Here is an 11,809-nt window from a genome sequence, read left to right as displayed (position 1 = left end):
CCGGGCCATCCGACTCAAATCGCCGAAATATCCGATCAGAAAGAAAAATGCCAGTCAGCTTAACTGACTGGCATTAGGCTCAAGGGCCGCGTTTTTTTGCCTGGAGAAAAACCGGGACCAGAATCGAATAAACCTTTTGATACAGGTGTTCTCCGGTTTGTATTCACTTTTTCTCACAATTTTGCCTTTAATCTTTCCTTAACTCGCAGGCTGCAGACTCTTGATCGCATTTTTCGATATTTCCAAGCGAATTTTTCCGCTTTAATTCGATAGATAACTCGATAGTCTTGGGCCAGCACTTACAGGATCTAGGCAATGCAGCTACGTAACTCTACCTCCCGCTACGGCTGGGTCAGCATCTTCATGCACTGGGGCGTGGCCCTGGCCGTGTTCGGCTTGTTCGCCCTCGGGCTGTGGATGGTCGGGCTCGACTACTACAGCACCTGGCGCAAAGACGCGCCGGACCTGCACAAGAGTATTGGCCTGGTGTTGCTGGGTGTGATGGTGCTGCGGGTGTTGTGGCGCTTCATCAGCCCACCGCCGCCAACCTTGTCCAGCTACAGCCGCATGACGCGCCTGGGCGCCCATTTCGGCCATGGCTTTCTGTATCTCAGTCTGTTCGCTGTGATGATTGCCGGTTACCTGATTTCCACTGCAGAAGGTGTCGGTATCCCGGTGTTTGGCTGGTTTGAAGTGCCTGCGCTGGTGTCCGGACTGCCGGACCAGGCAGATACCGCCGGTGTGATTCACCTCTACCTGGCGTGGGTGCTGGTAATTTTTTCCGGCCTCCATGCGTTGGCAGCATTGAAGCACCACTTTATCGACCGTGATGTGACCCTCAAGCGAATGCTGGGTCGCAAAGCCTGAAGTTCAACCTCGACTCCAAAGGAAAACAAAGCATGTTGAAAAAGACTCTGGCCGCTCTGGCAATCGGTTCCGCCCTGTTGTCCGCCGGTAACGTAATGGCCGCTGACTACGTGGTCGACAAAGAAGGCCAGCACGCCTTCGTTGACTTCAAGATCAGCCACCTGGGCTACAGCTTCATCACCGGTACTTTCAAGGACATCGACGGCAAGTTCAGCTTCGACGCTGCCAAGCCTGAAGACAGCAAGATCGAGTTCAACGTGAACACCGCCAGCGTTTTCACCAACAACGCCGAGCGTGACAAGCACATCTCCAGCAAAGACTTCCTGAACGCCAGCAAAGCCACGTTCGTTTCCACCAGCGTCAAACCCACTGGCAAAGACGCCGCTGGCAAGGACACTGCCGATGTAGCTGGCGACCTGACTATCCTTGGTGTAACCAAACCAATCGTGGTCAAGGCTACGTTCCTGGGTGAAGGCAAGGACCCATGGGGCGGCTACCGTGCAGGCTTCGAGGGTACTTTCAGCCTCAAGCGTTCCGACTTCGGCAAGCAGAAAGACCTGGGCCCATCGTCCGATGCGGTTGAGATGTACGTGACCTTTGAAGGTGTAAAAGCGAAGTAATGCTGAGACTGTAGGAGCGAGCCTGCTCGCGATAGACCTGAGAGCACCACGGAGCATCAGGCTTCCAGGGTTGTCGTTGACGACCATCGCGAGCAAGCTCGCTCCCACAGGTTTTTGCACTGATCAAAAAAATGCCCCGGCTCTTTCGAACCGGGGCATTTTTCATTGCAGCGATAACTCAGCGATTGCGGGTCAGCAGCGCTGGTTTCTCACCACGAGGACGGCTTGGCAGTTGATCCAGCTGCTCAGGTGTCGGGAAGCGATCCGCCTTCGACTCCTTGTGCATGATCTTCGGTGCCGGGCCACGCGGGTTCTGCACGGCAGGTTCCGAACGTGGCTGGTCGTCACGGGCCGGACGGCGGTTGCGCGAATCTTCGCGACGGGCCTGGCCGTCGCGCGGTGCGCCACTGCGAGGGCCGTTACGCTTGGCTGGCGGAGTGCCGGTGCTGGCGCCATCGCTGTTGCGGGGACCGTTCTGGCGACCTTGTGGCTTGCCGGAACGTGGAGCACCCGAACCTGCCGCGGTGCCTTGTGCCGGAGCACCCGGGCGACGGCCACGGCCTTGCGCGGGCTTCTGTTGCGGCACGTAGTCGACGCGGTTGCCGAAGTTATCGATATCGTCGTCCAGGAACTCGTCCGGGGCGCGGTCAGCGGCGGCACGAGGAGGCTGCGACGGACGCTGTTCGCGAGCCGGAGTGCCTTCACGTGGTTTCTGCTGGCGGGCCGGGCGCTCGCCGCGTTCACCGGCCGGTTTTTCCTTGCCCTTGTCCTTGCCTTTGTCCTTGCGACCACCGCCGCCACCGCTGCCGTTCGGACCGTCGCCGCGCGGGCCACGTGGATTGCGCGGGTTGCGCATGTCCGGACGCTCGCGCACTTCAGGCTTTTCCGCCTCGATGGTGCTTGCATCGAAGCCCATCAGGTCGCCGTCGGCGATTTTCTGCTTGGTCATGCGCTCGATGCTTTTCAGCAGTTTTTCTTCGTCCGGGGCTACCAGCGAAATCGCCTCGCCCGAACGACCGGCACGGCCGGTACGACCGATACGGTGCACGTAGTCTTCATCGACATTCGGCAGTTCGAAGTTGACCACATGTGGCAACTGGTCGATGTCCAGGCCGCGGGCGGCGATGTCGGTGGCCACCAGGATGCGCACAGTGCCGGCCTTGAAGTCGGCCAGGGCTTTGGTGCGGGCGTTCTGGCTCTTGTTGCCGTGGATCGCGACGGCGCTCAGGCCGTGCTTGTCCAGGTACTCGGCCAGGCGGTTGGCACCGTGCTTGGTGCGGGTGAACACCAGTACCTGTTCCCAGGCGCCAGCGGTGATCAGGTGGGCCAGCAGGGCGCGCTTGTGGCTGGCCGGCAGGCGGAATACGCGTTGCTCGATACGCTCGACCGTGGTGTTTGGCGGCGTGACTTCGATGCGTTCCGGGTTGTGCAGCAGCTTGCCGGCGAGGTCGGTGATGTCCTTGGAGAAGGTCGCCGAGAACAGCAGGTTCTGGCGTTTGGCCGGCAGACGGGCCAGGACCTTTTTCACGTCATGGACGAAGCCCATGTCGAGCATGCGGTCGGCTTCGTCCAGCACGAGGATTTCCACGTGGGACAGATCGACGCTGCCTTGGCCGGCCAGGTCGAGCAGGCGGCCAGGGCAGGCCACCAGCACGTCTACGCCGCGGGACATGGCCTGAACCTGGGGGTTCATGCCGACACCGCCGAAGATGCAGGCGCTGACGAACTTCAGGTCACGGGCATAGACCTTGAAGCTTTCATGCACTTGCGCGGCGAGTTCGCGAGTCGGGGTCAGGACCAGTACGCGCGGTTGGCGCGGGCCATGACGCTGGGACTTGTCCGGATGACCGTTGGGGAACAACCGCTCCAGGATCGGAAGGGCGAAACCGCCGGTTTTACCAGTACCTGTCTGTGCCGCGACCATCAGGTCGCGACCTTGCAACACGGCGGGAATGGCCCGCTGTTGCACCGGAGTAGGCTCGGTATAGCCCGCCGCCTCGATGGCGCGGACTAAAGCCTCGGAGAGACCGAGGGAAGCAAAGGACATGAGTAATCCTGTTCTAGTTAGGGCTTGGCCCAATGGGAGTCTTGCCTGGCGCGAATGGCGTTTAAGAGGACGCAATCCCGTCCGGTCCTGCTGGGTTTCGAAGGCTCGTCTGCAAGCGCTCGCGCGGGCTGAAAGCTGCGCAGTAGCGGGGTTGAGATGCCTTTAACGATTCCGAGCGTCCGGGCGTGAGCCTGGCGGGAAGGCCGGAGTATAACAGAGCTATCACTGCGCGCCGCTTTCCTGCTGCTCAACGGTTTTTTCCGCTGCGGCCGTGGTCTTCTCAGCTTTCACGCTGGCTGCCGGTTCCGCGCCGTAGCGGGCGCTCAGTTCAGCGTAGGCGGGCTCGCGCTTGAAACGCTTGAGTTCTGCGCCGAAACGCTGCACCAGCAGATCCATGCCCGCATTGCGCCGCACCGCGAGAAACTGACTTTGCTGGCTGATGACCGTGGGGTTTTCGGTGATCTTGTCGCGGATGCCCAGTTCGTCGAGCAAATGCTGGCCGACCCGGCGGTCGGTGATCAGCAGGTCAATTCGCCCGCGTACCAGTTTGCCGAAGTTGGCTTCATGGGTGGGGGCCGGCTCGCGGGTGAACAGCGTCGAATCGCTGAAATCCTTGCTGTATAGGTAACCCGGCGAGGTCCCAATGGTCAGGCCGCGCAAGTCATCGAGGCTGAGAAACGGGTGGGGCCGGTCATTGGCGTAGAACATCACGAACTGGACTTCCGAGAGCGGTTCGCTGGGGTAGAGCAGCGTCGCTTCGCGTTCGTCGCTGTGAAAGATGTCCAGGGCGCCGTCGGCCTGGCCTGTTTCAAGCATCGACAAGCAGCGTTTCCATGGCAGGAATTGCCACTCCACTTCGATGCCCAGGCGCTTGAAGACAATGGCGGTGGTTTCGTAGTCCAGGCCCAGGGATTTGCCGTTGTCTTCGTACACATAGGGCGCCCAAGGCTCCGTGACAATGCGCAGTTTCTCGCCCCGGGCGGCGAAGCTCAGGCAAGTGAAGACAAGCACGGCGATTAACTGCGTGATCAAAGGCATAGGCTGAGATTACGACGAGAAACCGGAAAGAGCCAGAAACTGACCGCAGATGCTCTAACTCCGTGGATTGCCGCACATTAATAGTGCGTTGAAAGCAAAAAAATCGCAGCCTGCGACAACTCCTACGGGATTTAACATTCCGTCGTAGGTGCTGCCGCAGGCTGCGATCTTTTAATTGTGCTTCAACGACTTTTTAGCGCGGCAACTTCAGGTTGTTCCACACGGCCAGGCTCGCTTCAGCCTGGTTCAGGGTGTAGAAGTGCAGCCCTGGAGCGCCACCCTGCAGCAGTTGTTCGCACATCTCGGTGATGACCTGTTCGCCAAAGCGCTGAATGCTCTGGGTGTCGTCGCCGTAGGCTTCCAGTTGCTTGCGGATCCAGCGCGGGATTTCCGCACCGCAGGCATCGGAGAAGCGCGCCAGCTTGCTGTAGTTGGTGATCGGCATGATGCCCGGCACGATCGGGATGTTCACACCCAATGCCCGCACGCGTTCCACGAAGTAGAAGTAGCAGTCGGCGTTGAAAAAGTACTGGGTGATCGCACTGTCGGCGCCAGCCTTGGCCTTGCGCACGAAGTTGGCAACATCGTCTTCGAAATTGCGCGCTTGCGGATGCATTTCCGGGTAAGCGGCGACTTCGATGTGGAAGTGATCACCGGTTTCTTCACGAATGAATTCAACCAGGTCATTGGCGTGGCGCATTTCACCGCTGGCCATGCCCATGCCCGAAGGCAGGTCACCGCGCAGGGCGACAATTCGCTTGATGCCGGCGGCCTTGTACTGGGCCAGCAGGCCGCGCAGGTCTTCCTTGCTGTCGCCCACGCAGGACAGGTGCGGGGCGGCAGGGATTTTGACTTCGCTTTCGAGCTGCAGCACGGTGTTCAGCGTGCGATCACGGGTCGAACCGCCGGCGCCGTAGGTGCAGGAGAAAAAATCGGGGTTGTAGATGGCCAGCTGGCGAGCAGTGGCGAGCAGCTTTTCATGCCCAGCATCGGTCTTCGTAGGGAAGAACTCGAAGCTGTAGCGACGATCTTGGGACATGGTCATATCCTTGGAAACTCATAAGGCGGACGCTGGCCCCCTGTAGGAGCGAGCTTGCTCGCGAAAAACATCAAGGCAACGCGTTCATCCAGACAGCACGCGTTATCGTTGACGTCCATCGCGAGCGAGCTCGCTCCTACACAGGAAAAGCCGGTCTATCAGTAGCGGTAGGCGTGCGGCTTGAACGGACCTTCAACGGTCACGCCGATGTAGTCGGCCTGGGTCTTGGTCAGTTGAGTCACTACGCCGCCGAAGCCACGGACCATTTCCAGGGCCACTTCTTCGTCGAGTTTCTTCGGCAGCACTTCAACGGTCAGGCGCTCGGCTTTCTGGGCTGGCGACAGGTCGGCGTACTTCTGGCCGAACAGGAAGATCTGGGCCAGAACCTGGTTGGCGAACGAACCGTCCATGATGCGGCTCGGGTGGCCAGTGGCGTTGCCCAGGTTAACCAGACGGCCTTCGGCCAGCAGGATCAGGTAGTCGTCGTTCTGTGGGTCGAAATCGCCAGCGCCGGTACGGTGGATCTTGTGAACCTGCGGCTTCACTTCTTCCCATGCCCAGTTCTTGCGCATGAAAGCGGTGTCGATTTCGTTGTCGAAGTGGCCGATGTTGCAGACAACTGCGCGCTTCTTCAGGGCCTTGAGCATGTTCGAGTCGCAAACATTGACGTTACCGGTGGTGGTCACGATCAGGTCGATCTTGCCCAGCAGTGCCTTGTCGATGCTTGCTTCAGTTCCGTTGTTGATACCGTCGATGAACGGCGAAACCACTTCGAAACCGTCCATGCAGGCCTGCATGGCGCAGATCGGGTCGACTTCGGAAACCTTGACGATCATGCCTTCCTGACGCAGGGACTGGGCCGAACCCTTGCCCACGTCGCCGTAGCCGATGACCAGCGCTTGCTTGCCGGACAGCAGGTGGTCGGTGCCGCGCTTGATCGCATCGTTCAGGCTGTGACGGCAGCCGTACTTGTTGTCGTTCTTGCTCTTGGTCACCGAGTCGTTGACGTTGATGGCCGGGATTTTCAGCTCGCCCTTGGCCAGCATGTCCAGCAGGCGGTGAACGCCGGTGGTGGTTTCTTCGGTCACGCCGTGGACGCGGTCCAGAACCTGTGGGTACTTCTTGTGCAGCAACTCGGTCAGGTCACCGCCGTCGTCGAGGATCATGTTGGCATCCCAAGGCGCGCCATCTTTGAGGATGGTCTGCTCCAGGCACCACTCGTACTCTTGTTCGGTTTCACCTTTCCAGGCGAAAACCGGGATGCCGGCAGCGGCGATGGCAGCAGCAGCCTGGTCCTGAGTCGAGAAAATGTTGCAGGACGACCAGCGTACTTCGGCACCCAGGGCAACCAGGGTTTCGATCAGCACGGCAGTCTGAATGGTCATGTGGATGCAGCCGAGGATCTTCGCGCCCTTGAGCGGTTGCTCGGCGGAATACTTGTTGCGCAGACCCATCAGGGCAGGCATTTCGGATTCGGCGATGATGGTTTCGCGGCGGCCCCAGGCAGCCAGGGACATGTCGGCAACTTTGTAATCGTTAAAATCTGCAGGCGTGATAACAGCGCTCATGAAGAGCCTCCATTCGTAATGTATGCGAATGGGCGCCGTTGTGCGTTTAGTGTCCAGCCAGTGAAGGCCAGGCAACGCCCCATCCGAGCCTGACAGGTCGAACCTGCTGCAGCGCCCCTCGGACAGGTGGCGGGAAACGGTAGCAATTGAAGATGACCGTTTTGAAACGGTGGCGATTATAGCGGGCTATGCCGATCTTCCAAAGCGTTTCTGTCGGTCAATGTCCGAACGGTAATCGAGACCATAGACGATGCTCAATAGAGCTCTAGGTCGGGCTCTGCCATGATGGTCGGCATCATTCGGCAAGACGCTCAGGAGTGAACATGAATTTCCACACCCGCAAATGGGTAAAACCCGAAGACCTCAACCCTAACGGCACGCTGTTCGGCGGTAGCCTGCTACGCTGGATCGACGAAGAGGCGGCGATTTACGCCATCGTTCAGTTGGGCAACCAGCGTGTGGTCACCAAGTACATTTCCGAAATCAATTTCGTCAGCGCCTCACGCCAGGGCGACATCATCGAACTGGGCATCACGGCGACCGAGTTTGGCCGCACTTCGATCACCCTGACGTGCGAGGTGCGCAACAAGATCACCCGCAAGAGCATCCTCACCGTTGAAAAAATGGTGTTCGTGAACCTCGGTGAAGACGGCTTGCCGATGCCTCACGGCCGGACCGAGATCAAGTACGTCAAGGACCAGTTCAAGGACGACGCCAGCGTGTAGGAGCGAGCCTGCTCGCGATAGTCGTTAACGATAACACTGGGTACCTGACACCCAGTGGTGCTCTCAAGTCCATCGCGAGCATGCTCGCTCCTACAGAACGGAATCCCCGCTGCACAGGTCATAGCTGAATAGCCCGCCACCGGTTGCGCATCCCATGAACTCGGCACAAGACGGCAAGACCCCGAACCTTTCGGCACAAGAAGAGCACGAAGTCGAAAAGAGCCAGCCACCCCGTGCCGCAGTGCTGCATGAGATCATCCGTACCCAGGGCGACCAGGAACTGGAGCGCAGCATTGCCGCGTTGTGGTGGTCGGCGCTCGCGGCGGGGTTGACCATGGGGCTGTCGCTGATGGGCATGGGCTTGCTCAATTCACGTCTTCCGGATGGCGAAGGATTCAAGGTGATCGCGAGTTTCGGTTATTGCGCCGGTTTCCTCGCGGTGATCCTCGCTCGCCAGCAACTGTTCACCGAAAACACCCTGACTGCCGTGTTGCCGGTAATGACCAAACCGACGCTGGCCAACTTCGGCCGGCTGCTACGGCTGTGGACGGTGGTGCTGGTCGGCAACCTCTGTGGCACCTTGCTGGTGGCGTACGTGATGCTGGAACTGCCGATTTTCGACAGCAAGACCGACGTCGCCTTCCTCGATATCGGCCGCAAGGTCATGGAAAACCACGCCAGCCAGATGTTCGCCAAGGGCATCATTTCCGGATGGATGATCGCCACCATGGTCTGGATGATCCCATCCATGGAGAGCGCCAAGATGTGGATCATCATCCTCATCACCTACCTCATGGCGCTGGGGGATTTCACCCACATCGTGGTCGGTTCGCTGGAGGTTTCGTATCTGGTATTTGCCGGAGAGTTGTCGTGGAGTGATTTCTGGCTGGTGTTCGCCGGGCCGACGCTGGCGGGGAACATCATCGGTGGCAGTTTTATTTTCGCGCTGATCAGCCATGCGCAGATTCGCAGCGAAAGCGGGCCGCCGAAAACATCTGCGGATCAGAGCGAAGCACCCGATCCGCAGAAAATCAAAAAACCATCAAGCTGATCTTCAGCCCACCGCATCAAGCGCAGCTACACCGCGACGCTGGCGATAGATGAAAAACAGTGCGGTCAAGACGGTCAGCCCGCTGACCAGTGCACCGGTCCAGGGCAAGTCCGCCAGATCGGCACCGCTGGCCACAACCAGCCCGCCAATCCATGCCCCAGCGGCGTTGCCGAGGTTGAAGGCGCTCTGGTTCAGGGTCGAACCCAGGTTTGGTGCTTCGTGGGCCTGATCGATGATCAGCAGTTGCAGGATCGGGCACAAGGCAAAGGCAAACGTCCCCCACAACACCAGTGTGATGGCCGCCGGGATGACCGAGTGACTGGTGTGCGTGAATACCGCCAGTACCACCAGCACCGCCAGCGCCATGCCCACTAGCGAAGGCAGCAAGCGGCTGTCCGCCAGACGACCACCGAGCATGCTGCCGGCGGTCAAGCCCACACCGAACAACAGCAGCATGATGGTGATGCCGTGGGGGCTGACACCGGTGATGTCCTGCAGGATCGGCGCAATGTACGTGAACACACTGAACAGGCTGGTCGAGGCCAGTACACTCATGCCCAGGGCCAGCACTACGTTGGCCTTTCCCAGCACCTTGAACTCGCTGGCCAGGGTGGCTTTATCCATCGCGATGTTTTTCGGCAGCCAGACCCATTGCGCAATCGCCGCTAGCACCCCGATCACCGACACAGCCCAGAAGGTCGAGCGCCAGCCTGCGTATTGCCCGAGTGCGGTACCCAGTGGCACGCCGAGCACGTTGGCCAGGGTCAGGCCGGTGAACATCATGGCAATCGCCTGAGCCCTTTTGTTGGGGGCCACCAGCCCGGCGGCCACCACCGAACCAATGCCGAAAAATGCGCCGTGGCACAGTGCCGTGATCACGCGCGCGGCCATCAGCGTGGCGTAGTTTGGCGCAAGCGCGCAGAGCATGTTGCCGAGGATGAACATCAGCGTCATACCCAACAACGTGGCCTTGCGCGGCATATTGGCGGTGCCGACCGCGAGGATCGGTGCACCGAACACCACGCCCAGGGCATAGCCGGTGATCAGTAATCCGGCGTCGGGAATGCTCACGCTGAGGTCGCGGGCGACATCGGGCAAAAGACCCATGATGACGAATTCGGTGGTGCCGATGCCGAAGGCGGCAACGGCGAGTGCAAGCAAAGCAAGTGGCATGCGCAAGGTCTCTGTCGGTAGTCTTGACGCTGTGATCAGGCATACGCAGGCCGACGACCGTTCTCGACGAGAGCGGGCCGGGCAGGATTTTTATTGGAATTAGTTTGTGCGCAACTGAGTGCGGCGTGGTCGCTTGCAGTATAAACAGACACTGAAATATGGCGAATCAATTCTCTACCCGGCCCCTGTAGGAGCGAGCTTGCTCGCGATGGACGTGAACGAAGACGGGTGCTCTCTGATTGAGCGCGTTGTCCTCACGTTTTTCGCGAGCAAGCTCGCTCCTACGGGGATCGTGGAGACAACAAAAGGAGTAGGCCGTGCTTGCGACGGCGTTGGTGTTGGCGGCGGCGCTGTTGCATGCGGCGTGGAATACCCTGATCAAGTTCAGTGCGGAGCGGCTGTTGGTGGTGGCCTGCATGGACAGCGTGGCGCTGCTCTTTGTTGCGCTGATGTTCCCGTTCCTGAGCGTGCCGCCGCTGGAGATCTGGCCGTGGATCCTGGCCTCGGCGGCGTTCGAGTTGCTCTATCGCTATTTGCTGATCCAGGCCTATCGGGTCGGCGACCTCGGGCTGGTCTATCCATTGATGCGCGGCCTGTCACCGTTGGTGGTGCTGGCGCTGACGCTGATCTTTGCCGGGGAAGTGCTGACCCATCAGCAGATTTTCGGAATCCTGTTGATCCCGTTCGGCATGCTGTGTCTGCTCTGGCAGGGCGGCGGTGGTGCGCGTTTGCCCTGGTCGATGTTGCCGGTGGTGGCGCTGATCGGCCTGTGCATCGGTTGCTACACCTACATTGACGGGCAGGCATTGCGGCGCTGGTCCCATCCACTGGACTATCTGGTCTGGGTCACCTTGCTCAGTGCCTGGCCGTTTCCGCTGTTGGCGTTGGTGCGCAAACGACCCGCGTTCATGTTGTTCTGGCGAGAGCAGTGGCGACTGGGCCTGGCTGTCGGGTTCTGCGTGTTGTTCAGCTACGCTCTGGTGCTGTGGGCGATGCAACTGGGCTCAATTGCAGAAGCGGCGGCGTTGCGCGAGATCAGCGTAATTCTGGTGGTGCTGTTTGGCATGCGTTACCTGAAAGAGCCTTTTGGCGGGCCGCGCCTCTTGGCCTGTGGGCTGGTGCTGATCGGTATATTGGTCATGAAATTTTGACTGTTCTGAAACGTGAAGAAGGGACTGCTTTATGACGGTTGCTCTGTGGTGCATTTTGATCGCGATTTTCCTGCCGTATGTGTGTGTGGGCGTGGCCAAGATCAGTGGCGGGTTCAGGTTGAGAGACAACCATGATCCCCGGGACTTTCTCGATTCGCTGGAAGGCTTGGGCAGGCGCGCGAATGCGGCGCAACTGAACAGCTTTGAAGTGACCCCGGCGTTCGCTGCGGCGGTGATCGTGGCGCATCTGGCCGGCAATGCCGAACTGGTGACGATCAATGTGTTGGCCGTGCTGTTCATTACCAGCCGGCTGCTCTACATCATTTGCTATCTGGCGGACTGGGCGACGCTGCGGTCGTTGATGTGGTTCGTGGGGATGGGGTTGATCGTGAGTTTCTTTGTGGTGTCAGCCTGAGAGATCTTCAGGATTTTTGCCAGCCTCATCGCGAGCAGGCTCGCTCCCACATCTATGGATCCCCCCATTTCTGCAATACTGGTTTTGATGCGTGTTTGGCTTGCTTTCATCTATC

At 59.5% G+C, this 11,809-nt stretch carries 11 protein-coding genes and 1 riboswitch; of the genes, 6 read left to right on the top strand and 5 right to left on the bottom strand.

The genetic code is table 11. The features are described 5' to 3' along the window. The first annotated feature begins 315 nt into the window (after window positions 1-315). Together AC3WTM_RS29275 and AC3WTM_RS29270 are read left to right on the top strand one after the other, a co-directional pair. Complete coding sequence (locus AC3WTM_RS29275) at window positions 316-867, top strand: cytochrome b (protein WP_102672865.1); 552 nt, start codon at window positions 316-318, stop codon at window positions 865-867. A 32-nt stretch (window positions 868-899) separates the two neighbouring features. Further along, the gene (locus AC3WTM_RS29270) at window positions 900-1,487 is read left to right on the top strand and encodes a YceI family protein (RefSeq protein ID WP_102672864.1); all 588 of its coding nucleotides are present in this window, start codon (window positions 900-902) and stop codon (window positions 1,485-1,487) included. A gap of 178 nt (window positions 1,488-1,665) precedes the next feature. On the opposite strand, the gene rhlE2 is transcribed toward AC3WTM_RS29270, so the two are convergent. From rhlE2 to ahcY, 4 genes are all read right to left on the bottom strand, one after another. Continuing rightward, the gene (rhlE2, locus tag AC3WTM_RS29265) at window positions 1,666-3,534 is read right to left on the bottom strand and encodes an RNA helicase RhlE2 (RefSeq protein ID WP_090451898.1); all 1,869 of its coding nucleotides are present in this window, start codon (window positions 3,532-3,534) and stop codon (window positions 1,666-1,668) included. Window positions 3,535-3,756: 222 nt separating this feature from the next. Then, window positions 3,757-4,572, bottom strand: a complete 816-nt coding sequence (locus AC3WTM_RS29260) for a substrate-binding periplasmic protein (protein WP_102672863.1) — start codon at window positions 4,570-4,572, stop codon at window positions 3,757-3,759. Window positions 4,573-4,765: 193 nt separating this feature from the next. Beyond that, on the bottom strand, window positions 4,766-5,611 hold the full coding sequence (metF, locus tag AC3WTM_RS29255) for a methylenetetrahydrofolate reductase [NAD(P)H] (protein WP_102672862.1): 846 nt from the start codon (window positions 5,609-5,611) through the stop codon (window positions 4,766-4,768). Between the two features lie 158 nt (window positions 5,612-5,769). Beyond that, the gene (gene ahcY, locus AC3WTM_RS29250; protein ID WP_090451894.1) at window positions 5,770-7,179 is read right to left on the bottom strand and encodes an adenosylhomocysteinase; all 1,410 of its coding nucleotides are present in this window, start codon (window positions 7,177-7,179) and stop codon (window positions 5,770-5,772) included. 23 nt (window positions 7,180-7,202) lie between these two features. Further along, window positions 7,203-7,305, bottom strand: a riboswitch (S-adenosyl-L-homocysteine riboswitch). A gap of 197 nt (window positions 7,306-7,502) precedes the next feature. Here ahcY and AC3WTM_RS29245 point away from each other — a divergent pair. Both AC3WTM_RS29245 and AC3WTM_RS29240 read left to right on the top strand, forming a co-directional pair. Beyond that, entirely contained in the window at window positions 7,503-7,904 is a 402-nt protein-coding gene (locus tag AC3WTM_RS29245; protein ID WP_102672861.1) for an acyl-CoA thioesterase, read from the top strand. A gap of 154 nt (window positions 7,905-8,058) precedes the next feature. After that, window positions 8,059-8,955, top strand: coding sequence for a formate/nitrite transporter family protein (locus tag AC3WTM_RS29240; RefSeq protein ID WP_102672860.1), 897 nt, complete (start codon window positions 8,059-8,061; stop codon window positions 8,953-8,955). Window positions 8,956-8,958: 3 nt separating this feature from the next. Here the strand turns inward: AC3WTM_RS29240 and AC3WTM_RS29235 are convergent, their stop codons facing one another. Then, a complete protein-coding gene (locus AC3WTM_RS29235; protein ID WP_102672859.1) occupies window positions 8,959-10,128 on the bottom strand; it encodes an MFS transporter in 1,170 nt (389 codons plus the stop codon). Window positions 10,129-10,445: 317 nt separating this feature from the next. Here AC3WTM_RS29235 and AC3WTM_RS29230 point away from each other — a divergent pair, with 317 nt between their 5' ends. Both AC3WTM_RS29230 and AC3WTM_RS29225 read left to right on the top strand, forming a co-directional pair. Further along, window positions 10,446-11,279 (top strand): EamA family transporter, encoded by an 834-nt coding sequence (locus AC3WTM_RS29230; protein WP_102672858.1) that lies wholly within the window; start codon window positions 10,446-10,448, stop codon window positions 11,277-11,279. A gap of 31 nt (window positions 11,280-11,310) precedes the next feature. Beyond that, the gene (locus AC3WTM_RS29225; RefSeq protein WP_057712957.1) at window positions 11,311-11,694 is read left to right on the top strand and encodes an MAPEG family protein; all 384 of its coding nucleotides are present in this window, start codon (window positions 11,311-11,313) and stop codon (window positions 11,692-11,694) included. The last annotated feature ends 115 nt before the right edge of the window (window positions 11,695-11,809 follow it).

The organism is Pseudomonas sp. EU05-FHT14B02 (assembly GCF_058791055.1).
The sequence above is the reverse complement of the archived record's forward strand: the minus strand, read 5'-3'. Positions and strand labels throughout refer to the sequence as shown.